This window comes from Glycomyces tenuis DSM 44171 (genome assembly GCF_000427885.1).
GTDB classification, from domain to species: domain Bacteria; phylum Actinomycetota; class Actinomycetes; order Mycobacteriales; family Micromonosporaceae; genus Glycomyces; species Glycomyces tenuis.
The window spans coordinates 1-24855 of sequence record NZ_ATYW01000031.1; the positions used below are offsets into that span (position 1 = coordinate 1).

At 65.5% G+C, this 24855-nt stretch carries 26 protein-coding genes; 15 read left to right on the forward strand and 11 right to left on the reverse strand.

Going from position 1 to position 24855, the window contains the following annotated elements; translation table 11 throughout:
- Positions 1 to 65: 65 nt before the first annotated feature.
- The 5 genes from YWW_RS0123480 to YWW_RS0123500 all read left to right on the forward strand — a co-directional run bounded on the left by YWW_RS0123480 (position 66) and on the right by YWW_RS0123500 (position 6165).
- The gene (locus tag YWW_RS0123480) at positions 66 to 368 is read left to right on the forward strand and encodes a transposase (RefSeq protein ID WP_026932016.1); all 303 of its coding nucleotides are present in this window, start codon (positions 66 to 68) and stop codon (positions 366 to 368) included.
- Between the two features lie 17 nt (positions 369 to 385).
- Complete coding sequence (locus YWW_RS0123485; protein ID WP_026932017.1) at positions 386 to 1255, forward strand: IS3 family transposase; 870 nt, start codon at positions 386 to 388, stop codon at positions 1253 to 1255.
- A 621-nt stretch (positions 1256 to 1876) separates the two neighbouring features.
- Positions 1877 to 2764: a hypothetical protein gene (locus YWW_RS32595; RefSeq protein ID WP_211228673.1), complete on the forward strand. Its 888-nt coding sequence runs from the start codon at positions 1877 to 1879 to the stop codon at positions 2762 to 2764.
- A complete protein-coding gene (locus YWW_RS0123495) occupies positions 2761 to 3150 on the forward strand; it encodes a GntR family transcriptional regulator (RefSeq protein WP_026932018.1) in 390 nt (129 codons plus the stop codon). The genes YWW_RS32595 and YWW_RS0123495 overlap by 4 nt, the downstream gene beginning before the upstream one ends.
- 405 nt (positions 3151 to 3555) lie before the next feature.
- Positions 3556 to 6165 (forward strand): P-loop NTPase fold protein, encoded by a 2610-nt coding sequence (locus YWW_RS0123500; protein WP_162145991.1) that lies wholly within the window; start codon positions 3556 to 3558, stop codon positions 6163 to 6165.
- Positions 6166 to 6434: 269 nt separating this feature from the next.
- Here YWW_RS0123500 and YWW_RS0123505 read toward each other — a convergent pair whose 3' ends face one another.
- The 5 genes from YWW_RS0123505 to YWW_RS0123520 form a co-directional block, all read right to left on the reverse strand.
- On the reverse strand, positions 6435 to 7469 hold the full coding sequence (locus tag YWW_RS0123505) for an IS630 family transposase (protein WP_211228674.1): 1035 nt from the start codon (positions 7467 to 7469) through the stop codon (positions 6435 to 6437).
- A 16-nt stretch (positions 7470 to 7485) separates the two neighbouring features.
- Entirely contained in the window at positions 7486 to 7746 is a 261-nt protein-coding gene (locus YWW_RS38095; protein WP_081687716.1) for a transposase, read from the reverse strand.
- Positions 7747 to 7749: 3 nt separating this feature from the next.
- Positions 7750 to 7881 carry a hypothetical protein gene (locus YWW_RS37885; protein ID WP_281171021.1) on the reverse strand — a complete coding sequence of 44 codons (132 nt, stop codon included), beginning with the start codon at positions 7879 to 7881 and terminating at the stop codon, positions 7750 to 7752.
- On the reverse strand, positions 7878 to 8141 hold the full coding sequence (locus YWW_RS32600) for an IS5/IS1182 family transposase (RefSeq protein ID WP_026932021.1): 264 nt from the start codon (positions 8139 to 8141) through the stop codon (positions 7878 to 7880). The genes YWW_RS37885 and YWW_RS32600 overlap by 4 nt, the downstream gene beginning before the upstream one ends.
- A 142-nt stretch (positions 8142 to 8283) precedes the next feature.
- On the reverse strand, positions 8284 to 8880 hold the full coding sequence (locus tag YWW_RS0123520; protein WP_026932022.1) for a helix-turn-helix domain-containing protein: 597 nt from the start codon (positions 8878 to 8880) through the stop codon (positions 8284 to 8286).
- A gap of 111 nt (positions 8881 to 8991) precedes the next feature.
- On the opposite strand from YWW_RS0123520, the gene YWW_RS0123525 reads away from it, so the two are divergent.
- From YWW_RS0123525 to YWW_RS38345, 3 genes are all read left to right on the forward strand, one after another.
- Positions 8992 to 9636 (forward strand): SAM-dependent methyltransferase, encoded by a 645-nt coding sequence (locus YWW_RS0123525; protein WP_026932023.1) that lies wholly within the window; start codon positions 8992 to 8994, stop codon positions 9634 to 9636.
- Between the two features lie 89 nt (positions 9637 to 9725).
- Positions 9726 to 11249, forward strand: a complete 1524-nt coding sequence (locus YWW_RS0123530) for an MFS transporter (RefSeq protein WP_026932024.1) — start codon at positions 9726 to 9728, stop codon at positions 11247 to 11249.
- A 598-nt stretch (positions 11250 to 11847) separates the two neighbouring features.
- A complete protein-coding gene (locus tag YWW_RS38345) occupies positions 11848 to 12090 on the forward strand; it encodes a sigma factor-like helix-turn-helix DNA-binding protein (protein ID WP_155830366.1) in 243 nt (80 codons plus the stop codon).
- Here the strand turns inward: YWW_RS38345 and YWW_RS32610 are convergent.
- Together YWW_RS32610 and YWW_RS0123540 are read right to left on the reverse strand one after the other, a co-directional pair.
- A complete protein-coding gene (locus YWW_RS32610; RefSeq protein WP_051326242.1) occupies positions 12044 to 12685 on the reverse strand; it encodes a dihydrofolate reductase family protein in 642 nt (213 codons plus the stop codon). The two genes, YWW_RS38345 and YWW_RS32610, sit on opposite strands and share 47 nt — an antisense overlap.
- Positions 12686 to 12758: 73 nt before the next feature.
- Positions 12759 to 13601 carry a helix-turn-helix domain-containing protein gene (locus YWW_RS0123540; RefSeq protein WP_026932025.1) on the reverse strand — a complete coding sequence of 281 codons (843 nt, stop codon included), beginning with the start codon at positions 13599 to 13601 and terminating at the stop codon, positions 12759 to 12761.
- 176 nt (positions 13602 to 13777) lie between these two features.
- Between YWW_RS0123540 and YWW_RS38350 the strand changes: the two genes are divergently transcribed.
- Positions 13778 to 14086, forward strand: coding sequence for a sigma-70 family RNA polymerase sigma factor (locus tag YWW_RS38350; RefSeq protein ID WP_162145992.1), 309 nt, complete (start codon positions 13778 to 13780; stop codon positions 14084 to 14086).
- Between the two features lie 21 nt (positions 14087 to 14107).
- Here YWW_RS38350 and YWW_RS0123545 read toward each other — a convergent pair whose 3' ends face one another.
- Complete coding sequence (locus YWW_RS0123545; RefSeq protein WP_026932026.1) at positions 14108 to 14413, reverse strand: hypothetical protein; 306 nt, start codon at positions 14411 to 14413, stop codon at positions 14108 to 14110.
- 42 nt (positions 14414 to 14455) lie between these two features.
- A complete protein-coding gene (locus tag YWW_RS0123550) occupies positions 14456 to 14668 on the reverse strand; it encodes a choice-of-anchor P family protein (RefSeq protein ID WP_026932027.1) in 213 nt (70 codons plus the stop codon).
- Positions 14669 to 14970: 302 nt separating this feature from the next.
- Between YWW_RS0123550 and YWW_RS0123555 the strand changes: the two genes are divergently transcribed.
- The 3 genes from YWW_RS0123555 to YWW_RS32615 all read left to right on the forward strand — a co-directional run bounded on the left by YWW_RS0123555 (position 14971) and on the right by YWW_RS32615 (position 17407).
- The gene (locus tag YWW_RS0123555) at positions 14971 to 15702 is read left to right on the forward strand and encodes a hypothetical protein (protein WP_155830367.1); all 732 of its coding nucleotides are present in this window, start codon (positions 14971 to 14973) and stop codon (positions 15700 to 15702) included.
- A complete protein-coding gene (locus tag YWW_RS0123560) occupies positions 15699 to 16301 on the forward strand; it encodes a hypothetical protein (RefSeq protein ID WP_026932029.1) in 603 nt (200 codons plus the stop codon). The genes YWW_RS0123555 and YWW_RS0123560 overlap by 4 nt, the downstream gene beginning before the upstream one ends.
- A gap of 242 nt (positions 16302 to 16543) precedes the next feature.
- A complete protein-coding gene (locus YWW_RS32615) occupies positions 16544 to 17407 on the forward strand; it encodes an HARBI1 family protein (RefSeq protein WP_035697787.1) in 864 nt (287 codons plus the stop codon).
- Between the two features lie 938 nt (positions 17408 to 18345).
- Here YWW_RS32615 and YWW_RS0123575 read toward each other — a convergent pair.
- A complete protein-coding gene (locus YWW_RS0123575) occupies positions 18346 to 20694 on the reverse strand; it encodes a sulfatase-like hydrolase/transferase (protein ID WP_026932030.1) in 2349 nt (782 codons plus the stop codon).
- Positions 20695 to 20853: 159 nt separating this feature from the next.
- On the opposite strand from YWW_RS0123575, the gene YWW_RS0123580 reads away from it, so the two are divergent.
- The gene (locus tag YWW_RS0123580) at positions 20854 to 21843 is read left to right on the forward strand and encodes a formylglycine-generating enzyme family protein (protein WP_026932031.1); all 990 of its coding nucleotides are present in this window, start codon (positions 20854 to 20856) and stop codon (positions 21841 to 21843) included.
- Between the two features lie 96 nt (positions 21844 to 21939).
- Here the strand turns inward: YWW_RS0123580 and YWW_RS0123585 are convergent, their stop codons facing one another.
- Positions 21940 to 22266, reverse strand: a complete 327-nt coding sequence (locus YWW_RS0123585) for a hypothetical protein (RefSeq protein ID WP_155830368.1) — start codon at positions 22264 to 22266, stop codon at positions 21940 to 21942.
- A gap of 185 nt (positions 22267 to 22451) precedes the next feature.
- On the opposite strand from YWW_RS0123585, the gene YWW_RS0123590 reads away from it, so the two are divergent.
- A complete protein-coding gene (locus tag YWW_RS0123590; RefSeq protein WP_026932033.1) occupies positions 22452 to 23603 on the forward strand; it encodes an NsdA family TPR-like regulatory protein in 1152 nt (383 codons plus the stop codon).
- Positions 23604 to 24648: 1045 nt separating this feature from the next.
- Positions 24649 to 24855 (forward strand): transposase (locus tag YWW_RS0123595; protein ID WP_035704983.1); only part of this gene is annotated, 207 nt, incomplete at its 3' end.

A 24855-nucleotide genomic window follows, 5' to 3' on the forward strand; every position in this document is an offset into this window, starting at 1 on the left:
TGAGGTGCCCTGGGGATGCCGGACTGACAGCCTAGAATGGCTGGTAGGAAGGATGATCCGTTTCCATGACCAGGCCCACTCCGCGGACCTACAAGCCCGAGTTCAAGCAGATGGCCGTCGCGATGGTCCTCGACCAGGGCAAGACCGTCGCCTCGACCGCGCGGGAACTCGAAATATCGGCGTACACCCTGCACAACTGGGTCAAGAAGGCCCGCGCTGAGCGCGGCATCGAGCCGCCAGCGCTTGCACCAGCCGATGACGACGCTCGGAAGAAGGTGCGTGAGCAGGAGAAACGCATCGCGGAGCTGGAGCGGGAAGTCGCCTTCCTAAAAAAAGCAGCAGCGTACTTCGCGAAGGATCCACAGTAGCCTCCAAGTATGAGTTCATCGAGCTCATGCGATCCGATCCTGCACCGGAGTACGCGTTCCCGGTGACCTTCATGTGCCGCCAACTGGGGGTCTCTACCAGCGGTTTCTACGAGTGGCGTACCCGGCCTGAGTCGGCTGCGGCGCGTCGACGCAAGGAACTGACCGCCCAGATCATCGACGTCTTCGAGCTGTCGGACGCCACCTACGGGTACCGGCGCATCCGGGCCCAGCTGGAGCGCAACGGCGTCGAAGCGAGCCTGGAGCTGGTCCGGTTCCTGATGCGCCAGGCCGGCCTGGTCCCATGCCAGCCGAAGGCGAAGCGCCGCAACCTCACCGACGGCATCGACAGCGATCTGCCGGACCTGGTCGGCCGCGACTTCACCGCCGAAGCACCGGGGATCAAATTCGTCGGCGACGTCACCTACCTCTGGACCGACCAGGGCTGGTCCTACCTGGCGACCGTGCTGGACTGCTGCACCAAGGAAGTGGTCGGGTACGCCCTCGGTGAGCACTTCCGCACCGAGCTGCTGGTCGAGGCGATGGAGATGGCCCGCCGCGACCGGCGCTTCGCACCCGGCGCGATCTTCCATTCCGACCGGGGCTCGAACTACCTCTCCGGGGCCTTCGCCGCCTACTGCCGCCGCCACGACATCGCCAGATCCGTTGGCAGGACAGGCGTCTGCTGGGATAACGCGATGGCCGAGAGCTTCTTCGGGGTGTTGAAGAACGAGCTGGTGTCGCGGGTCTCATACGCTACAAGAGCCGAGCTCAAGCGAGATATCATGGCTTGGATCGAGTTGTGGTACAACCGAAGACGCCTTCATTCGGCTAACGGGTACCGCCCGCCGATCGAAGTCCGGGAAGCGTTCGAGCTCTCCGGCTCATAACCCAGGACACGTAAGACAGATTCAACGAAGCAGTGTCCGGATTCTCCAAGGCCCCTCAAGGGCTGTTCTTCTTCCCCACTACACTTCACTTCCGGTGAGGCCCCGATGATAGTACCCATCACTGCAATCCATGTGTCTTCCACGCAATCATCTTGCAGCGCAACGGTCAAGGAGTTCTGTCAGATCCACGACAGGCTGCACTCCCAGTGCGCCATCTCTGTACGGACGCGCCAGAAGGCCCGAACGTGCCGAATGTCAGCGGACGAGTAATGCTCCTTGGTGACCGACAGGTCGCTTCCATGACGTCGGACTTCAGGGAGGGTTCTGTCGCGAATTCCGTGCTTCGTCCTCATGCGGGCAGGATCCTCTTCCGCGGCAGCAAGCCCGGCAGGGGCGTCCACGTCGAGAAATCTGACCTTGCCCAGGCGTGGAGCTAGACATCCGAAGGGCTCCAACTAATTCGTGGGCGAAGGTCATGATCCGACCGCCAGCACTCCTCCAGTCCGGCCGAGCCACCGGGAGTGTTCCGCCCCCGCATCGAACCAATCTTGTGTTGACACAAGTTGCTCGGATTTGTATCATTCATTTGATACAAGTTCGGCTTTGGAGGAACACGTGCCCTTGTTGATCCTCGTGGGTCTGGCGAGCCTTGCGCTCGTCGTCATCGCGTTCGCACCGCTGTTGACCGATCGCCGCCTCGCCGTCGGCGCCGACCCTGGTGAGGTTGCAGTGTCGGCCGCGATGCGGCCAGTCCTAAGACGCTCAACGGCTCTGCGACTTGCCGGGGTAGGTGTCGGCATCGCCGCTGCCGCGGCGGTATTGGACGCCGCCCCGCCGAACTGGCTGGGTTTGGAGGCCGCCCTTGCGGCGCCGGTGTTCGCCTGCTGCCTGCTCGCGGGCGTGCTCATCGGCGAGGTCAGCGGAACGGTCCCGACAGGACCGGATCGGACCGCGCCGATCGAAGTCCGATCGGTCCGCTCCTACCTGCCGCGCTTCATGACCGCAGCGACCCTGGGAATCGGTGCCGTACTGGCGGTCCTGCTCACCGCCACGAGCAGCATGGGCAGCGCCGACGACATGAGCAGGTCGGGTCGGTTCCTCACCCTCACCTGCCAGGACCTCGAGGCGAGCACCGGTCCCTGGCCCGGCCTGTACTACACGCTGCCGATCGCCGCATCCGTCCTCATCGGAGCCGGTGCCGCCGCGATCACGCTGCGCGCAGTGGCGCGCCGACGCCGTCCCGCAACCGGCGCTGCGGTCCATGCCGCGGATGATGACGCCCGCCGCGCGTCGGCACGCGCCATCATCGCCGCCTGCGGTGTCCTGGTGGCCGCGCCGCTGGCCGGAACCGGGGCGTTCGCGGGCATGGCCATGATCGGGAACGCCTGCGCAACCGCTGCTGCGACGGCATTCGGCTGGACGGCCCTGGCCCTCGGGCTGACCTCGTTCATGGCGGCCTGCTGGTTCACGGTCATAGCCGTGCTCCCCCACCGGGTGTCGCACCGATGACGGTCGACGTGCGGGTCGACACCAGCAGTCCCGTTCCACCGTACGAGCAGATCCGTGCCCAACTCACCGAGCATATCGACCACGGCCGACTCCTCGCGGGCGAACGCCTGCCGCCGGTGCGGCAGCTCGCCGCCGACCTCGGACTGGCGGTGGGGACGGTCGGGCGAGCCTACCGGGAGCTCGAGGCGACCGGCAAGGTGAGTTCCCGCCGCGGCGGCGGCACCCGGGTCACAGCAGACGCTTCACCGCGCCTGCCCATCGAACTCGCTGGCGCACTCGACCGACTCTCGGCTGACTACGTCAGCGCCGCGCGCCGCCTCGGAGCCGGCGACCGCGACATCGTCATTGCCGTACAGCAAGCACTCACCAGCCAAGAACCACACTAAGAACCCGAACGAAGCGGCGGACAACCGCACAGAGCCGCCACGGCCGGCACCAACAAAAACCTATACGGAAACAGCACGATCACAGCACGAAATTCGCGACAGAACCAGGTCACCTGACCACCACTGAGAGCCTTCCCACTGTCCGTTGACAGCCGAACTTCAAGATCACCCGGACCTACCGATTTCGGATCTTTCCGGCTCCGCGGCGTTGACCTTGGTGTACGGCGAGAAAGCTGGCGTAGGTTACGAACCCACCGGCACCGCGATCGATCGCTCCTGCAAGCTTCAGTTCTGCGTGGTTCGTCCCGGCACGCTAGCATCAAGCCCGTCCCCTTGTCCCCAAAGGCCGCGCGCTGCTGGCCGTAACGATGTCAGATCGAGGTTCACGCGATGGCTAGGATACGCGTGCCCGTAGCGACTCCAGTTCGGGAAATCGACCCGACCGCGCTGCTGCTGATGTCGCATTCGTACGGGCGCTTGCAGCCGTATCTACCTCGCGACGTTGATGCGGAGCTAGACGAGGCGTTGGCAGCTCCAGGCATCGTTGTGATCCCCTCGGAGTCGTTCTCAGGCGCCCGGCGATCGGCCTATGAAGCGCTGTTGCGGAACATGCCCGATGCACTACTCATTTCGCACGACGGAAGGAATCTCGACGACCTCCACGCCGCGGTGCTCTGGGCTGACTACCGCGACGACTCGCGAGCACTGCACCGAGATCTGGTGCAGCTGGCGAAATGGCAACGCCGAGGGTCCCGCTGGGTCCTCATTCTGCTCAGTCAGGGCGCGTTCGGTTTCCTGGACCGCGACGAGCTTGACACCGTGTCACCGCGCATTGTGCAGGTCCGGTCCGCCTTGACCGATGCTGAGCGTTCAGGGCTGGACAAGCACGACATGTATGAGAACGTGTCGACTGTGGAGCAAGTCTTCGACCGAGCCGCGGCTAAAGCGACGATCCTCGGCCCGCCCTCAAACCGCGGTCGACCTCGCCAAGATGAGGGCAAAAGCACTGAGTTCGAAGGAGGTTCGGTAGGAAGCGAAGCCGGGTATCACCCGGATACCGATGCCGGGGACGATCATCTCGGCATTACCGCAGACGTGCATATGCTCGCCGACCTCATCGCCTCCCGGCGTGTCGTACCGCCGCTGTCGATCGGGCTGTTCGGGGACTGGGGCTCGGGCAAGAGTTTCTTCATGCGGCGGATGCGCGCGCGGATCCGCGAACTCGCCCAGGCGACGGCGGCGGCGGAACGGGCCACTGGGGTGCGGGGACCGGCCGTGTCGGCCTACTGCTCGGAGATTCGGCAGGTCACCTTCAACGCCTGGCACTACGCCGAGTCGAACCTGTGGGCCAGTCTCGCCACCCACCTGCTCGACAGTCTCGCCTCCAGCGGGTCCGACGACGACCTGGAGCGGCACGCGAATGACCTGGCCGAGCGTCGCCGGCATCAGCGTTCGCTGCTCGACCAGCTCAGTTCGGTGCGGGTGGAACGGATGCTGTTGACCGCGCATCTGGAGCGGCAGGACCGTCGCGCCGCGTCCTCGGGCGACATCGCGCGGGCGCTCGCATCGGCTCTTGCCGCCGAGAACTGGGTGGCCGATGGCGCGGGCGCGCCTGGGGACACCGCAGAGCAAGTTCGCGCCTTCATCGATGAGGCCACCGGGTTGTCCGCCGAACTGCGGAATCTGTGGCGCCGCCTGGTCCGCAGCCGCGCGACCAGGGCTGTCGTCGCACTCGGAGCAGCAGTTGCCATCACGGTGTTCGTCATCGCCAACTCCGTGGTGTGGCCGGCGGTGATCGCCGCCCTGACCGTCGTGTTCTCACTGCTTCCCGCACTGCGGACGATTCGGGCGAGTGCGAGTCGGATCCGCCGCGTCGGAGAGGAACTGACCACCCGAGTCGAGACCCCGGCTCGAACCCGCCTGGCAGAACTCGACGCCGAGCAGGCCCGGATTGAACAGGCCGTCGCCGAACTGGCGCCATCGCAGGACCTCGCCGCGTTCGCGCGATTCCGCGACCAAAGCCAGGACTACCGTCAGCACTTGGGCGTCGTATCACTGGTTCGCCGCGACCTCGAGACGTTCGCGGCGATGCTGGCCTGCGGTTCAGGCGGTGATCATCAGGATGCCGGCCCCGAACGGATCGTCCTGTACATCGACGACCTCGACCGGTGTCCGCCCGATGTCGTGGTGAAAGTCCTTGAGGCCGTCCACCTCCTCTTGGCCCAACCGGTCTTCACCATCGTGGTCGCCGCGGACCCGGACTGGCTGCTGCGCTCCCTCAACGATCACTACGGAAGCGTGCTCCAAGGCGGCGCGGAGGCGTCGGGCAGTGGCGCCCGGCACTACTTGGAGAAGATCTTCCAGGTGACGCTCACTCTCGCGCCGATGACCGGCACCGGCTTCACCAGGCTTGTCACGAACCTCCTCCAGGAACGCGAGGAACAGCCGGACCGGAACGGTCCTTCCGCGATGCAGGACAACCCACAAAGGGCACCAGATGAACACGTTACGGCCGACGAGCCTCCCACCGACGCTCCACAGCCGGAGCCGACTCCGCCCAAGACCGATGGCTCTTCCGGCCCGGACACGGAGCGGCTGTTGTCGAGGCGACCGAACTTGCGACCCCGGCAACTCGAAATCACCGCAGAGGAGTTGGACTTCATCGCGAGTCTCGCCCCGCTGGTCCACTCACCTCGCGGCGCGAAACGACTGATCAACCTCTACCGCTTGCTACGTGCCCGGTTGCGCACCGACGAGTTGGCGGACTTCCTAGAAGACCCCACACCCGGCTATCGAGCCGCACTGGTCCTACTCGCCTTGACCGCCGGCCCCTCGGACCCCTCAGACTTGTTCGAGGCGATCGAGGACGCCTCCGAGCACACGACCTGGCAGGGGCTACTCGCCAACTACCCGCACCTGGACCTCACGATGGACACACCGTCGGACATCACCACATATCAGCGCTGGCTTCCCATCGTTCGCCGATTCTCATTCACCTCCGACTTAAGCTCCTGACCTTCGCCGCTGCACCAGCAATTGAGACGCAGCCGACCCTCAGGAAGACATCGTGGATGTTGAGACCTGGTCCCATCGAATACACAAACACCAAGAACCGGTGGTGCAAGGTAAGCATCTGCTCGACCACATGAAGGTTGAGTCTTAGCCCTTTGGCGTTGGCACCTCGAGCCTCGCACCATAACACCCTCACAGGCACGCGATCGCGGATGGCACCTCGTGGTGCTCGGTCACCACCATGCACCACCGAGCACCACGTCGCCCATTGATCAGTCGCTCAATGGTTTCAGAGTGTAGTTCGTGTGCGGCGCTTGGCAATAGCCGATGACCTTGGCCGGGAGCTTCTGGATACTGCGGAGTACCGATCGGGTCTCGGCGACCAGTTGCTCTCGGCTGGTGATCACCCGGTCGGCGAGCTGGCGCTTCAGGTCTGCGTTCACGAGCTCGTCGGAGTTGAGGTGCGGGGCGTAGGCGGGCAGGAAATGCAGCTCGATCTCCTCAGCGTGGGCTTCGACCCACTCGCGGACGGCTTTCGAGCGGTGAACCGAGTGCCGGTCCAGCCCCAAGTGGATCTTCCGGTCGAAATGGCCGATGAGCTTGGCGAAGAACGCGATGCAGGTTGCGGCGTCGAAGCGGCCGGGGAAGATCGTGAAGTACATCTTCCCGTTGGTCGCTATCGCGCTCATCGCGTTGAGGCCGAACCGCTTCCCGGTCCGGGCGACGACCGGCGTCTGGCCCTTGGCGCCCCAGGTGCGGCCCGAGAGGTGATCGGAGCGCGCCCCGACCTGGTCGCCGAACATGATCACCGCGTCCTCGGCTTCGGCCTTGGCTTGGATGGCCGGGGACTCGGTGTCGGTCCAGGCGGCCACGGCCTCGGGGTCGGCCTCGCGGGCCCTGCGATCGGGCCGCTGAAAGGACAGACCGAGCCGGGCCATGAGCTTGCTCAAACCCGGGAGCGAGTAGCAGATGCCGAAGTAGGCCTTGATGAACGCCCCGCTCTTCGCACGGGTCCACAGGAGCCCGCCGAGCCCGAAGTCGTCGGGGTTGAACTCCCGGATCGTCTGACGGACCGCGGCTTCCTCCGATGGCGAAAGCCTGCGCCCCTGGCCGGGCTTCGCACCGGTCTTGCCCGAACACAGGCCTGCCTCGCCACAGGACTCGTAGCGGGCGCGCCAAGAGCCGATCGATTTCGGCGACACCCCGAACAGCGCCACAGCGGCCTCATCGCTCATGCCCTCATGCAGCACCGCCGCCATCACCCGCTTGCGCAGGACCTCCTGCTGGGAGGGAGAGAACTTCCGCATGTCGATCCGAAGGCCATCAGCCACAACAAGACAACGATCCAGAAACCATCAAGTTACTGGTCAATAGCAGCCAAATACGCATCAGAGCGTCAACACCAGAGGGGAAAGGCCCGATCTCGGACACGCTCGGATGCTCGGCCGCGATCCGGTCAACCAGGTCCCTGCCGCCGGCGGTGTCGGAGACGGACGCGGCGGTGACGATTACGGCCAGGACCAGGCCGAGGAAGTCGGTGACGATGTGGCGCTTGCGGCCCTTGATCTTCTTGCCCGCGTCGATCCCCTACTCGGTCTCGGGGACGTTGGCGGAGGTCGTGACCGATTGGGCGTCGGCGATCGCCGCGTGCGGGCGCGGGGCGCGTCCGGCCTGGTGGCGGCGCGCCACGCGGAGCGCCTCGTGGATCTGCTCGGTCACGCCTTCCCTCTGCCATGCCGCGTAGTGCCAGTAACGGTCTGGTGGGGCGGGAAGTCGACCGGGAGGAAGGACCAGGGTGTTCCGGTGCGGTTGATGTAGAAGATCGCATTCACGATCTCGCGCAAGGGGTGTACGGCCTGGCTGATGCCGATACCCCGCTCGGCGCGCTTCGCGCGCCAGGCCGACACGATCGGTTCGATCAGCGCCCACCGCTCATCGGAGAGGTCACTGGGGTAGGAAGCAACGCGTTCACCGGTCATACCAAGCAGAACGAGCGAGCCTCATATGAGACTTGCTCGCCCATCCAGATTCACCGAATCGGGATCAAAGACTCTCTTAGACACGCGACCACTGCAGCCGCCGGCATTGCATTGATGCCGGGGAGCTTCCGCGCTCCGTGGTCTATTCGGTTTGCGACCGTTTCGGGGCCACCCGCACATGGGCCCGCTCGCCCTGCTTGCCCACCAGGCTGAGGAACTCGACGGGTCCGGCGCTCGTCGCCCCGAACCAGTGCGGCGTCCGCGTGTCGAACTCCGCGGCCTCGCCGGGCTTGAGGCGGAGGTCGTGCTCCCCCAGGACCAGGCGCAACGTGCCGTTGAGGACGTACGCCCAGTCGAAGCCCTCGTGGCTGCGCAGTTCCGGCTCGCGGTCGTCGGAGCTGGTCGGCAGGATGAACTTGTACGCCTGGATGCCGCCGGGCCTGCGTGTCAGCGGCAGCACGGTCGACCCGTCTTTGCAGGCAAGGGGCCGCAGGTTGACCCGCGGATCCCCGGTGGGCGGCGCGTCGACGAGCTCGTCGAGTGTGACGCCGTGTGCGCGGGCCAGCGGCAGCAGCTGCTCGAGCGTGGGTCGCCGCAGCCCGGCTTCGAGTCGCGAGAGCGTGCTCGCCGAAATGCCGGTCTCGGCGGCGAGGTCGGTGAGCGTGACCTCACGTGCCTGCCGGAGGCGCTTCAGGCGCGGCCCGACCGCGTCGAGCGTGCGTTCCAGTCCGTCGTTCATTCGTCCATGATCCTCGATAATTTGCTGATCGGCAAGATTACTTGCCTGTTTGTCAAAACGGGTCCATCCTTGCCCTTGCCACCGAACACGATGGAAAGGCAGGCCACCTCAATGACGCACGACAACGCAGAGCACCACGAATTCGACCGGGACTACTGGGAACGGCATTGGGGCGACGCACGCCCGATGACCGAGAACCCGAACCCGCACCTCGTAGCCGAGACCGCCGACGCGACGCCGGGCAGCGCCCTGGACGCGGGCTGCGGCACCGGAACGGAGGCGATCTGGCTCGCTGGCCGAGGATGGCAGGTGACGGCCGTCGACATCGCCGCAGCGCCCCTCGAGCAGGCCGCGAAGCGAGCCGCCCGAGCCGGCCTCGGCGACCGCATCGACTGGATCGCCGCCGACCTCGTCGACTGGGAACCGAGCAGCCCGTTCGACCTGGTCACGACCCACTACGCCCACCCGGCCATGGCGCAACTCGACTTCTACGCACGCATCGCGGCCTGGGTCGCGCCCGGAGGGACGCTGCTCATCGTCGGCCATGCCGCCGCGGACGGCCACCACCACGATCGGGGCAGCGCCCACGGACACCACCCCGGCGAGGCCACGGCAACCGCGCCTGGCATCACCGCTCGACTCGACACCGAGGCCTGGACGGTCGTCACCGCCGAGGAACGGCAAAGCACTGTCATCGACCCCCACGGCCGGAGCCACCCGCTGCGCGACGTCGTCGTCCGCGCCGTCCGCGAGTGACCCGCGAGCGCCCGAGCCACCGAACTCCGGTGCCCGCACGCCCATGCCCGAACCACACCACCTGACCGCAGCTTGAAAGGAATCCGCCCGTGGTCCTCTCCACCGCAGTTCCACCAGCCGAATCCACCATCGACGACCCGCGGCGCCGCCGCGCGGTTCTCATCACTGTATGCATCGCGCTTATGGCCGTGATCGCCTCGGTCACAGGGTTGAACGTCGCCCAGCAGGACCTCGCCGTCCAGTTCGGCGCCTCCCAGTCCACCGTCCTGTGGATCATCAACACCTATACGATCGCGCTGGCCGCCCTGCTCCTGCCGCTCGGCGCGCTCGGCGACCGTCTCGGGCGCCGCCCGGTCCTGCTCGCGGGCCTGCTCGTCTTCGGCGCGGCCAACGTGGCCGCCGGGCTCGCGACCTTCTCGGAGGCGATGATCGCCGCCCGGCTCGCCAGTGGCGTCGGCGCGGCGATGATCATGCCGGTCACCCTCGCCGTTATCACTTCGACGTTCCCGCAACAAGAACGCTCTCGCGCGATCGGCGTCTGGACGGCCGTCGCCGGAGGCGGCGGCATCCTCGGCATGTACCTTTCGGCGCTGCTCGTCGACGTGGCGGACTGGCGGTGGCTGTTCGCGCTCCCGGTCGCGCTCGTCGCGGTCGCTTTCGTCTTGGCATTGCGGTTCGTGCCGAATTCGCGGGAGCGCTCGCCGCACCGGTTCGACGTGGTCGGTTCGCTCGCGTCAGTGGTCACCGCGATCGGGCTCATCCTCATGCTGCATGAAGGGCCGGCGAGCGGTTGGACCGCGACGCCGACGCTGCTGAGCCTCGCGGTGGGTGTCGCGGGCGCGATCGCGTTCGTCGTCTGGGAGCGTCGGCACCGCGCGCCGCTGCTGGATGTGCGGCTGTTCCGCGATCGCGGCCTCGCGAGCGGTTCGGTCACGCTCTTGGCGGTGTTCGGGGTGCAAGCGGGGATCTTCGTGGTCATGTTCCCGTTCTTCCAGGCGGTACTCGGCTGGTCCGGGCTTCGTTCCACCTTGGCGCTCTTGCCGATGATGGTGCTGATGATGGCGGCCTCGGCACTCGCGCCGCGCGTGGCCGCCCGCGCCGGCGTGCGTTCGACGATGGCCGCCGGTATCGCGCTCTGCGCCGGGGGCTTGGCGATGATGGCGGCGTTCGTGTCGGTCAACGGCGGCTACTTGTCGGTGTTGCCGGGCATGCTGGTGATGGGACTGGGCATGGGACTCTCGATGACACCGTCCACCGAAGCCATCACGCTCGCCTTGCCTGCGGAGCGGCAAGGCGTCGCCTCCGCTTTGAACGACGTGACACGGGAATTCGGCACCGCGCTCGGCATCGCACTCCTCGGCGCGGTCCTGTCCGCCGGGTACCGAAACGCGATCGACGACCGCATCGGGGACCTCGACGGGCCTGCCGGCGACGCTGCCCGCGCGGGTATCGCCACCGCCCTCACCACCGAAGGCCCCCAGGCCGAAGCACTGATTCGGGCCGCCCAGGAGGCTTTCGTGGCCGGCTGGCGGCACGCCATGTGGGCAGGCGTCGCCGTCATGGCCGTCCTGTTGATCTACGTGCTCGCCAGGGGCCCGAAACCACGGGCCTGACCCAGCGCATCGCCATCGCCCCGCCTCGATGCCGATGGAATCGATCACGCACACGATGTCGAACCTCGGATCAGCCATCAGTGGCTCGGCTCTCGCAGTCGGTGAGAACCGAGGCCCGCACACTCAGCAGGCTGGCAAAGCACGGCCTCATAAGCGTCGTCCGGCGCACGACGGCTCGGGCTCACGCAATCAGTCACTCGTTGCCGATATATATTTTAGATTCGCAGACGGGCTTCACCGTGGCAACAACACTGACCGATGCGGGGATCCATAAGTGCTTGACGTGGCGCCCGGTCATGGCGAGGCTGCGCACCGTATGACCATCAGCCGATCGAGTGCAGGGATCTACCAGAGAGCCTCGGCGCCCAGGAGTGAAGTGAGCGAGGTCACATATCCTGAAGTGGGTCCTGCGGGCTACTGTCGAGGACGGATGCGCTGTCCCATGGACGAACGGCGGACGAATCCGAGATTTTGAGAACTCCAGGCCAGAGACTTAGTCTCTGGCTTGGAGCAACGGTCGAGCTAATACTCGCTACTTTGAACACTTCGCCGCAGGTAGACGGCCTGCTGGAACAGCTATCAGGCCCGGCTCTCAGAAGTGGCCGAGTTCCAGGCCCCTCCTGGCGCTCAGGCTCGGCCAACACCTACACGACCGAGGACACCTCCGAGCAGGTTCCGCGTCCGCTCCACCGACGCCTCCCCCCCCGACCAACGGCGGGCGCTCGTCGCCGCCTTCGCATTCGGTGTCAGACAGAAAGACCTCGCTACCGAGTACGGCATCAGCATCCGAAGCGTCAAACGCCTCGTCCGCCAAGCTCGGGACGCGGGTGGCGGACTTTGAACCTCAGGTGAAGCACGCGGTCGCCCTGGATGGCCACGTGGGGATCCTCCAGCAGTAGCTGCCCGTCGATACTTCCGAAGTAGCGTTTGCCCGAACCGAACACCACCGGCACCACGTCCATCGCGACCTCGTCCACGAGACCAGCCGCGAGGATCTGGCCGCCAACTTCGCCCGCGCACACGGCGACCGTGCGCTCCCCGGCGAGCTCTCGGGCCTTGACGATCGCGTCGGTCACGTCATCGACGAAGTGGTATGACGCCCCCGGATGCCAGCCTTCGGGCTTGGGACGGTGGGACACCACCACAACATGATCGCCCGTGGGCGGGTGGCCATCCCAGCCGTTCATGAGGTCGAAGAAGTGGCGGCCCATCACGATCGTGCCGATCGAATCCCACATCGACCGAACGTACGGCGCCGACGTGCTCGATACCCTGAAACCACTGCCTTCGCCGGAATGGTCGTACTCCCGGTCGTCGTGCTCAGTTATCGGGGTGTCCCCGCTGAAGTACCAGTCGTGGAGCGACCCGACCTCGTCCTTCTCGTCGGCGATGAAGCCGTCCACCGACACTACGTTGTGCATGATCACCGTGCCCACGAGTCCTCCTTGGTCGCTTCGCGCATTCGACCCCGAACGTATCGCCCCGGCGGGCGGGCGGTCTTGTAAAAAATCAAACGGCAGGCATCGGACCGTTGTCCGGCGGGAAGCCCTCGTTGGCGGGGAACCGGCGCCGCAGGGCGAGGTATTCGGTCGGGGTGTGGCCGGTGAAGTCCTTGAACTCCCCGCTGCAGTGGGCCTGGTCGAAGTATCCCGCCGAGTGGGCGAGCCGCGACCAGTCCACCGGGTGCTGCGCGTCCACTGACAGGATCAGCCGCGCGAAGCGATAGATCCGGGCCATCCGCTTCGGGGTGACCCCGATATGGGACTTGAACTGCGCGGCAAGATGAGTACCGCTCACGCCGACTTCATCGGCCAGCGCACCGACCGAGACCGCGCCATGGAGCGTCTCCAAACGCCCACCGGTGTGCCCGACCAGGTCCAGACCGCGCGGTGGTGTCTCAGCGAGGCGCGCACGCAGCTCCTCCTCCAACACTCCCAGGGCCTCAGCAGCCGACGCAGCCTCGCCGACCCGGTTACGCATCCGATCCACCGTCCCCGGCCAGACATCATCGACCGGCACCCACCGGTCACGCAGGTCGGTCGCCGGGAAACCGACGAACGGCGCCATCCCCCAAGGCTTGAAATGCACCCCGACGACCCGCACCCAAGCCGGGTACTCCAGCAGGAAACGCCTGGTCCACACACCCATGAACCACCCGTCAGAGAATAGCGCCGGCGACACCGAAGGGTCCGCATCCCGCAAGCGGACCGGCGCGCCCAGGTTGAGGAACAGATGCGCCGACGGCATAGGAGGAACATTCACCCGGCGATGGCGCGGCACTCCCTTCAAGCAGTAGAGGTCATCGATGAACCGGTCTAGCGGCGGGGCAGGCACCAGGCCGATGTATTCCATGAAACCAGTGTGACCGACACGGGCCCGCTCGGGACCTGACGTCTTGAGACCGCCATTCTGACAACCCAACGCTCACGTAGCCGCGGATCATAGCTCGCTGTGCCCGGTCGCAGCCATGCACAGCCGGTCACAAGCATTCACACGCGGATCACAAAGTCGAGCTAATACTCGCTACTTTGAACACGTCACCGCAGGTAGACGGCCTCCTCGGACGCCTATCCGGCCCGATACCAAGCAATGACGGGACTTCGGTCCCTTCTTGGCGCTCAGGCGCGGCAGCCGAGTACATCATCGGTGACAGCTCAACACGGGTCCCCCGCCCGCTTCACCGACGCCTCTCCCCCGACCAGCGAACCGCGCTCATCGCCTCATTCACCGCCGGGGTCAAGCAGAAGGACCTCGCCATCCAGTATGGGGTGAGCATCCGCAGTGTCAAACGGTTGGTCCGCTCTGCCCGCGAGCAGTCAAGGCAGGGGCATGCGTAGCGCCGCTGCAGGCACTCAGTGTCAACCGGGTCCATCGCCTCCGCGCGACAGCTTGTCGTGGACGGCTTCGACAGCGGCGAGGTCCTCTCCAAACGCGTCGGATTCGACCTCGACCAGTTCCCGATAGAGACTGATCGCGCGCTCGCAATAGGTGAGCGCTGCGGCAAAGTCGGTGCCAAGGACTTTTCGAACATACGCGGCAGTCCAGAATGACCTGGCCAGGTCGGGAAGGTAGGCAGCGCGGTTAGAGGCGGCCAACTCCTCGCGCATCGCCACCACGCGCTCGGCTGCAGCCAGTGCCTCACCCCGCCGCCCCACCGCCGCCAACCTGCTGCTCCCACAATTCCTGCTCGTCCATTGGTGTCAATCCTAAGGGGCGCAGTGGTGCGCGGCGGCGGTGCTGTACCCCAGCAGGATCTCGGTATTGCTGCCCGGGACCGTCAGACGCACGCCGGTGACGGTGATCCCGCCGACCTCGCGCACCTGCTCGTTGACGGTCAATCGCGCGCCGCCAGCGAAGTCGATGACGGTGCCGCACCACCAGGCTGGGTCGAATTTGCGATCACCACCGGCATCGATCACCGATCAGAGCCCCTGGGACGAATGCATTCGGTGGATCATCGACCGCCAGCGGCGCCTCCAGTCCGCTGTGGCCGCTCTCGGCGGCAATCCACCGATCGACTGAACGGATCGGCCCGGTAGCAAAGGGAAGGTAGTATCAATCGATTCACGCCGCAGACATGAGCCGAACGCCGATGTCGCGACCATGTTGGAACAACAGTCCCGTGGTACTTCCGAGAGGGTCGGTTTGGCTCCGGCGCGGAGGCTACCCAGACTGCGAGTTCTTCGGCGAACCCGGAAGGAACGGAAGAATCACCTGAGCAATGTCGATCCACCCCGAAACGAAAGCACCGCTTCGATCGGTCGTCTTGATGCTGGCCGCCATCGGAGGCTCTGTTGCGTTGCAGGGCTGTGATTCCGAGCCGACACTTCACGATGACTTCTCGACATACCCGATCTCCGATCCGGTCCCGATGCGCCCGATTCCCGGTGCCGACATCGACACCTGGGTCGACGCGGTAGCGAGCCTCGATCTCGGGTCCTGGTCGCTTTACGGTGGTCCCCGACCGGACGACTATGAGCCCGCCGCCTCCGAACCGATGGAGGACGCTCGCGTCAAGAACGACCACCGTTACTGGTCACTTGAGGAGACGGTCCTCCATGACGAGGGCGACTTCGAGTTCACCGCTCGCGCGATCACCGACGAGGACGGGAACGCGCTGACCATGTACTGCGAGACCGATTACGACATCTACTCCGAAGATCTGCCGAACGCCGCGACCTCCTTGGCGTTCGAAGGCATCCGCCCGATTCTGGAGGCCTGCGCGTCGGGATTCGGCAACGACGCCGTCACCTCCGAGGAACTGGTCGGCTGGGTCCGCGAACAGCTGTCCGCGGCCGAAGCCGCTTACGAGGCCGATGAGGGGCGCAACCGGTTCGCGATCGGTGAGCTGTTCGATACCCCCGAAGGCGTGCTGGTGTGGTTCAACAGCAACGAGGATCGGTCAGCCGTGTCGATCTTCCTCGATCCCCGCGCAGACGGTCCGGAATCGTGACCGCTGGGGTTGTGGTCAGCCGGACCTTGATGGTGATGGCGCTGGTGGTTGCGGCGCTGATCTGCGCTTGCGCGGTCGCGTTCCGGTGGTTCGGGTATTCGATCGACCGTCCGCCCGAGCTATCCGCCGAATACTCCTCGAGCGAGGCGTTGCTCGCGATGGAGGATCTGGCCGGATCTCTTATGGCGGAGCTGCCTGAGGAGCCCCGTGCCGGCTTGTTCGTCAGCCGCCGTTGGGAGACCCGGAGCTGCTATTCAGGCTGGAACGACAGCATCTCATGGGACGGGTTCGTATCAGTCTCGGTCTCCTATGACTTCGACTCGCGCACGGAAGAGAGCACCGGACGGATCGAGTACGGTGAGCGTTTCGCTGCCGAGCTCGAGGACATGGGCTTGAACCCCACTATCGAGCGCGACACCGGCCGCAGCGACTTCAGCTTGCACGCCGAACGGGACGACGGATTGTCTATCGGCTATTCGTCGAGCTATGGCCTGAGCTTGAGCACGGACTGCGTGGTCGACGACGGGCAAGATGTGTTCACTCCCCCGCACGCCCGGATCTCGCCCGCGAACGACGTGCAAGACCTCGAAGGACATTGACCACGGCGGGCCAGGAGTTTACGGGCCTCGAACCCGCCGCCGAGGCGAGTTCGCGGCCCGGGCGGATCACAGATCTCGCCGACGATATCCAAGCCATTCGCCGATGTCGGCCACAGAGTGAGCCTCTTCGGGCAAGGTGAGATGTGCGGAGCGTGACCGAAACCCCTTGGGCTGCAAAGAAACCTCTTGGGTGACACTGGTTCTGCTACGAATCCGCTGTTCTCCCAAGAGGTTTCCTGTCCTTGAGTGTCGCATACACCGCCTTCCTGCCCGTTGACCGTGCCGCCTGCGACTGGTTCGCCCGCAGACTCACCACCCACCGCCGGCAGCGCCGGACCCGCAAAGGCACCCGGCGCCTGACGCCCTGGTCGCAGGCGGTGTTCGTGCTCCGGTTCCTCATCGACGGCACGCGCGTTGCCCAGCTCGCAGCCGACAACGACCTGCCGCAGACCACGGCCTATGACAACCTGTGGGAAGGCCTCGGCGTCCTAGCCGAGTCCGCCCCAAGCCTGGCCGAGGCGATCGACGCCGCCCGATCGGCCGGTGACGGCCACATCGGGCTCGACGGCACCCTCATCCCCACCACCCGCGCCCGGGTCGAGGGACCCACCCGGGGCGTCGACCTGTTCTGGAGCGGTAAACACCACCGGCACGGGGTGAACATCCAGGTCATCTCCGCTCCAGACGGCTACCCGCTGTGGGTGTCCGAGGCGCGGCCGGGCCGTGAGCACGACGCGAACGCCGCGGTCAAGACCGGTGTGGAAGCCGAGATCGCCCTGCGCAACATCGGGCTGGACGAGGACGAGCACCTCCTGGTCCTGGTCGATCTGGGCTATGAGAAGTTCCGGGCCTTCCCAGCGCTGGTGGTGCCGCACAAGGCCCCCAAGGGCGGCAAGCTCACTGAGGACCAAAAGGACTGGAACCGGCTCATCGGCGCCAAACGCGCCCTGGCCGAGAAGGCCAACGCCGACCTCAAGGTCCGATTCCGCTGCCTGGCCAAGGTCAGCCTCGATCCCTGGAAGATCGGGACCATCATCCGCGCCTGTCTGGCCTTCCACCGAATCGAACGACCCCGCCACCTCGTCCTCACTCAGAGTGCCGCATGAGTTGCCCGAAGAGGCTCAGTGCCGGAGCATAGCTCGCGCAGGTCGAGCACCGCCATCTACCAGCGAGCACCAACGAGCACCGTGGTGGACCTTCCGGGAATCGAACCTCTGGCCTTGGCAGCGACGGCTGATCTGATGCTTCATTACTTGAACGCAATACCGCAGGCAGATGAGCTACTCGACCAGGTTGGGCGAGTGTTGGCCGATCAGCTCGAAGATCCAGGCTCCTCCTCGGCCGGCAAGGATCAGACCCGTTGAGGTCACCCGCAGCGAATCGCCTCGCATACTGGGCTGACGGCTCCTCCCTGGAGCCTAGCGCGACCGTGAAGGATACCTCGCTGTGACCGGCTGCGTCCATTCACAGCCGGTCACAAGCGTTCACAAGTCGAGCTAACCATCGCTTATTTGAACACCCCGCCGCAGGTAGACAGCCTACTCTGGCGCCTGTCCGGCCCGTGCCTCGGCGATCGTGACGCTTCTGGCCCCGCCTGGCGCTCCGGCAGCAGTGCAGAATTCACCACCGAGGACGTGACGCAAAGACACCCTCGTCCTCTCGCCCGGCGCCTCTCCGTCAACCAACGGACGGCGCTCGTCGCTGCATTCGAGTCCGGAGTCAGGCAGCGTGACCTTGCCGTGCAATACGGCATCAGCGTCCGTAGCATCAAGCGGCTGGTCCGTGCAACCCGTGAGGCAGGTGCGATCGCCGCGCCTCCACGAACAGGCTGACAGGCCCAGCTGCTGCGCGGTCGTGAAGCCCTCGTACTAATCGCCGGTCCCCGCATCAGTCTTGGCATCTTCTCTATAGGTGTCGTATATGCGTGTCGTGAGCCCCGCCCGACAACGCGTCGATCACGCTGCCAACCGTCGGCGGGCCGTCCTCACAGTGATGCCGCAGCTCAAGCGGACATTGTTGCGTCCGTTGGAATTTGCCGATGTGGCTAGTCTCGGGCAAGGTAGGCGAGAACTTCTTTCTCGTGGTCGATGAACGGGTCGCCGGCGACATCAACGATGACGCGGTCGATGGTGCCGCCGGTGAACCCGTTGGGCGGGCGGTAGTCGGGCGACACGGGCGAGCCGCTGTCGCGGCCGATGCTCAATCCGTCGCCGGCCAGGGAGAACATGCCCGGCTGGGTCATGATCGAACCAGTACCGACTGCCTCATCATCGATGTAGAGCGTCAAAGTCCCGGTCACGCTGTGGGTGTCGGCGTCGTCACCGCTCTTGGCGAACTCAGCGCTGAACACGTGCTTGCCGGTCGGGACCGGACAGTCCGAGCTGATCTTCTGGTGGTGTTCGCCCAGCCAGTTGTATACGTAGTGCAGCCGTCCGTCGTGGAGGTAGAGGCCGTGTCCGCCGCCTGCGCCGCCGTGGGCAAACAGGGTCCCCGCCGCTTGGTCGCTGTCTATGGCGACGGCCGCTGCAATGGTGTAGGAGCGCCGCCGGACGTTGACCGCGACCGATTCGGGCACGTCGGCGGTGTCCGGATAGTAGACGTACCGGTTGCGCGGCGTGCCGGGCTGGGGTCGTTCGACGGCGAGAATCTCGCCTGCGGTCCGGTCGTCAAGCGGCAGGCCGTGGTAGAGACCTGCGTTGTAGAACCAGAGCCCTTTGAGCCGTTCAAGCCGCTCGGGCTCCTGCTCCGCCAGATTGTGGATCTGGGTCCGGTCCTCGGCGAGATGGTAGAGCTCCCAGGGGTCCTTGTCGAATTCGCCCCAGCCCGACAGCGGCGGGTGGGCGGTGCAGGCCAGCCAACCGTCCTGGTAGATCGCCCGCTGGCCGAGCATCGAGTAAAACTGGGAGGCCCGGCCGGGCGCGGCCGGGTCGGTCAACGCCGCCGCGAAACTCTCGCCTTCGATCGGCGACTGCGTGTAGCCCTTGAGCACCTCGGGCGGGTCAATATCCAGCAGGTCGTAGAGGGTGGGCACGACGTCGACCGCGTGCACGTACTGGTCACGGACCTCGCCGCGCGCGGCCAGACCTTCCGGCCAGGAGACGATGCACATGTCAGCGGTGCCGCCCTCGTATCCGGCGAAGCGCTTCCAGTACGGGAAGGGGGTGTCGAATGCCCACGCCCAGCCGGTGCAGTAGTGGTTGTAGGAGGTCGGTCCACCGAGCTCGTCGATGCGGGCCAGGTTGGACTCGATGTCGTCGGCGACGTTGTTGAAGAACTTGTTCTCGTTGAACGACCCGTTCGGGCCACCCTCACCCGAAGCGCCGTTGTCGGAGACGACGACGATGATCGTGTTGTCCAACTGCCCCGACTCTTCGAGATAGTCGACGAAGCGGCCGATCTGGTGGTCGGTGTAGGACAGGAACCCGGCGTACACCTCGGCCATCCTCGCGAACAGGCGCCGCTCGCCCTCGGACAGGGAGGCCCAGGGGCGCACGAAGTCCAGTTGCGGCCACGGCTGGCCGGACGGCCCGGTCGCGCCGGGTTCGCCGTGCGGGTTGATCGGCGAGAGTTCGACCTCCGCGCCCAGCAGGCCGAGCTCCTTCTGACGTGCCAGGATCCGCTTCCGGATCGCCTCGTAGCCTTCGTCGAACCGGCCCTGGTAGCGGTCGGCCCATTCCTTCGGGACGTGGTGCGGGGCGTGCCCGGCGCCGGGGCAGTAGTACATGAACCAAGGCTTGTCCGGTGCGACCGCTTTCGCGTCGCGGACGAATCGGATCGCCTTGTCGGCCAGGTCCTTGGACAGGTGATAACCGTCCTCGGGGGCCGCGGACGGTTCGACTGCGTGGTTGTCGTAGACCAGGTCGGGGTACCACTGGTTGGTCTCCCCGCCCAGGAACCCGTAGAAGCGCTCGAACCCCCGCCCCAGCGGCCAGCGGCCCTTCCACGAGGACATGTCGGTCTCCTCGCCCGGGGTCAGGTGCCATTTGCCGACCGCGTAGGTGTTCCAGCCGCGCTCACCCAGCACCTCCGAGATCATGCCGTTCTCGAACGGGATGCGGGCCGAAAAGCCGGGGAACCCGTTCGCCCCCTCGGTGATGCAGGCCATGTTATTGCTGGTCGCGTTGCGGCCGTTGAGCAGGCTCGAACGAGTCGGCGAGCACAGCGCCGTGGTGTGGAAGTTCGCACAGCGCACCCCTGCTTCAGCGATGCGACGCATCGTCGGCATCTCGATCGGCCCGCCATACGGCTCGGTCGCGCCGAACCCGACGTCGTCCCACACGACCATCAACACGTTCGGCGCCTCGGCTGGTGCCTGTGGCTGCAGAAACGGCGACCAGTCCGGTTCCGAATCGCGGACATCGACCTCGACGCGCCCGTTGAACTCCCCGACCATGCTCGTCCTCCCATCGGCCCGCGTCCGTGCATCCGAGGAATCCGGCACATCCCCGCGATGCTGACACCACCGCGAGAATAATGCCGCAAACTCACGCAAATGGCCGTTATCCTGAGATTCGCATACTCCGCAGCCGAGCCGACCGGGACGGAAACGCCCATGAGGGAGACGACGGGTCTCGCGACCGAGGCCAAGCGATCGGGCGCTGCGGGCATGGCCTGGATTCCGCCCGGACGGTTCCTCATGGGCTCCGACCGCCACTATCCCGAAGAGGCCCCCGCGCACCATGTCAGCGTCGACGGCTTCTACATCGACCCGCACCCGGTTACCAACGACGAGTTCACCGCTTTCGTCGCCGCGACTGGGCACACCACCCAAGCCGAGCTTGCTCCCGACCCGGCCGACTATCCCGGCGCCGACCCGGCACTGCTGGTCGCCTCCTCAGCGGTCTTCACCCCGCCCGCGCATCCGGTCCCCCTGACCGACGCCTACCGGTGGTGGTCGGCCGTCCCCGGCGCCGACTGGCGCCACCCCGAAGGCCCCGGCAGCACCATCGACGGCCGCGGCTCCCACCCCGTCGTCCACATCGGCTACACCGACGCCTACGCCTACGCCACCTGGGCCGGCAAAGCCCTGCCCACCGAAGCCGAATGGGAATACGCCGCCCGAGGCGGCCTCGACGGCGCCGAATACGCCTGGGGCGACCAGCTCACCCCCGACGGCGTCCACATGGCCAACACCTGGCAGGGCCGCTTCCCTCACCAAAACACCCGCGCTGACGGCTGGTACCGCACCTCACCGGTCAGCACTTACCCCGCCAGCGGCTACGGCCTGTACGACATGATCGGCAACGTCTGGGAATGGACCGCCGACTGGTGGTCACCCCACAAGGCCGCACCCGCGCCCCCATGCTGCGCGCCGACCGCCAAGCACAACCCCACCGGCGGCAAGGCTCCCCTCTCAGTCGACCCCGCACTGCCACTTCACGAACGCCGTCCCCGCAAAGTCATCAAGGGCGGCTCCTACCTGTGTACCCCCGACTACTGCCGCCGCTACCGCCCCGCCGCACGGCTACCCCAACCGATCGACACCACCACCGGCCACCTCGGCTTCCGGTGCATCCGCCGCCACGAACCCTCAGGCGAATAAACGGCCATGGCTCCCAGGCGAAACGCGCGCACTCAATCGCTCACGGGCAACTCCCAGCTACCGTGAGCTGTTCCCATCGCCTGGATACGTAGGTGTTCATCCGGGGCATACCTTGGCGTTCTTGAGGCGTCCGTGGATGCGCCAGACTTTGCGGACCAGGCTCTTGCGGGCTTCGAAGTCGTACCAGACCGGGGACCGGAACGGCATGACCCACTCGATATCCAGGTGCTCGTCATGTTCGTCGGAGGTATGGGCGAGCAGGCTCACGCGGTTGCCGCGCAGTTCGACGATTGTTCTGTCGTCCGGAAACCAGTAGGCCGCGACTGCTATCTTCCCGCGATCGGCCCACCACATCGACAGCAGGAATCGCCGCTCCTGTGGAGGGAGCTGGCGCCGTGGTATTGATTTGCTGTTCTGTGGCATCGTGTCGTGTCCTCGCTCAATCGGTGGGTGCTGCCGCTGGCGTTACCTCGTATCAGCAGGGAGGAAGCGTCAGTGAGGCCAACGCCAGCAGCTAGGGATAGTGTTGAGCCAGAGGACAGTCACGCGGAAGTTGCGACGTGTTGCGGGAGGAAACGAGCAACACCGCAACACCAGGGAGGCCCCAGGTGGATTCCTTCGGAAATCTCATGCGGGAAGAACTTGAGCGGCACGGCTACTCATTGCGAGCGGCTTGCCGCGCGATGGTGCGCGATCCGGGGTTTCCCTCCCGTGTGATGAACGGCAAGGAGCCGCCCTCGCGGGCGCTCGCCGAAGACCTCGACCAGCTGCTCGGAACCGAGAAGTTCACCACGACGCTCCAGCGTCAAGCAGCACCGAAGACGGCCTCCGCTAGCGATGACGCCGTATCCGCCATTGAGCTGGCACGGCTTGCGACCCTCTCTGAGGTTGGCTCGGACACACTCGACCTGCTAGAGCAATCGTTCAACGACATGGCCATCAGCTACCAGTCGGTCCGACCGGTTCAGCTCCTCACCCAGGTGCGCGGACACCTCGAATACGTCGGTCGGCTCCTCCAGAAGCGGACCACGCTTCGCGAGCACCGGTCGCTGTTGCATTTGGCTGCCTGGAATTCACTACTGGCGGCCACGCTGAACGTCGACCTTCGGAACGCGGACGCAGCGAGTGCGCAGCTTCGGACCGCCGTCAGTCTCGCAAACGAAGCGGGTACGCCTGTGATCGCTGCTTGGAGCCTCGAAACCGAGGCGTGGCAGGCATTGACCCTCGGGCACTATCCCAGGGCGCTCGACCTCGCTCAGCGAGCCCAGGAGGCGGCTCCAACGGGCTCAAGCGCGCTCGTACAAGCAACCGCGCAAGAAGGCCGTGCCTGGGCGCGGCTCGGTCGGGTCGACGAGACCCGGAAGGCTATACGGCGTGTTGAGGCCCTGGCAACCCAAGATCCCAGTCAGCCGAGGCACCACTTCTGCTACGACCCGGCCAAGCAACTGAGTTACGCCGCCACCGCCCTCGCTTGGGCGGGTGATGCCACTGCCGAGCGTGCAGCTCGGGAGGTCATAGCCGCCTATCCCATCGAACCTAACCCGGAACGATGGCCGCGTCGACTGACCACGGCTAACCTCGACCTCGCACTCGCCCTGGCGAAGCGCGGCAAGCTCGACGAATCAGCCGGGTTTGTTGGGCAGGTGCTGGAGTCGGGAAAGGTCGTCCCATCCACGCGCTGGCGCGTGGAGGAAGTCATCAACCGTCTTGAGCCTCTCCCGGAGTCCTCAGAACTCCGCGAGATGCTCGACGGTTCATAGGCCACCCGATGCCTTCAGAGAGTCGCCTACTCGTCAGCGGTGGATGGGACCAGCGCGATCGCCGCTGAACCTGCGCCATCAGGATGACATCACGACGCATCACCGTTCTGATCCTGCCCTGCCCGGTTCTTACGACCGCCCTTTACGGCCGGGCCTTACGACCGACCCCCTCGCCACCCCCATGACGTCACCGACCCGATCACACGCCGTTTCCCCAGCTCAACGCCCACATTCCGGCGAGCACACAAACCCTAAATCATATGTATATATAGTCATATTCCCCCAAGGCGCATAAATAGCGAACCACTGCCGCGACTCTGGGCATCGGTCATCAGGGGGCTCCCTGCGAGATGATGCTCCGTCTTTCCGGTCCACTCCTCCTGCACCGCTTGCCTTCTCTTCTTATTGAACGTGGTGTTCACTGAGGATCGGGTCCGGCACTGGACCACGGAGCAGCGGCGACACGGAAACAGACCAGATCAGAGGCCGCTCAGGCGAGCACCAGCGGTCACAAACGGTCACAGTGCAGGTCACGAGCTCGCCCGAGCCGAGTACCAATGACGGTCACCGGCGAACACCGACCGTTACACTCGGTCGCGGTTCGATGTCAGATACGCTATGGTCGACCACGACTGGGAGCCACGGCAGCGGACGCCACCACCATGACCACCACGGCCCCTCCAATCGTCTTCGACCTGCCCTTCCAACCCAAGACGATTCGTCTCGCTCGAGCACTCGCTATCACCGAGCAACCCAACAGCACTGTCTGTACGGTCACCATCGACCAGGCCGAGCACACCGGGCGCGGCGACCGTATCAGGACCGCAAAAGCCACTGGCCTTGGCCGCGCCGGCTGGTTGAACAAGCGCTGGACCGGGGATATGTTCGCAAGAACAATCCCATATTCGTCCATATCAGACGTTCGGTGGTGGTGTCTGTGAAGTCCCGCCGCCGCATCACGATCACCGGGCCCCGGGGGCTTGATCCCTTGGTGTTGACACCCTGATGCTTCGGACCAGTAAGGTTCGGGGTGCAAGGAGTGAAAGTGTCGACCTCGAAGTATCACCGTCGTTTTCCCGAGGAGTTCAAGGCCGAAGCGGTCAGGATGTATCTCGACGNCCCCGCCACCACCTACACGGCGGTCGCGAAGAATCTGGGCGTCTCGTCCGAGACGCTGCGCAACTGGGTGAAACAGCACCGCAAGAAGCAAGGCGAATCACCCCAGTATCAGGCGCCGACCAGCGAGAACGAG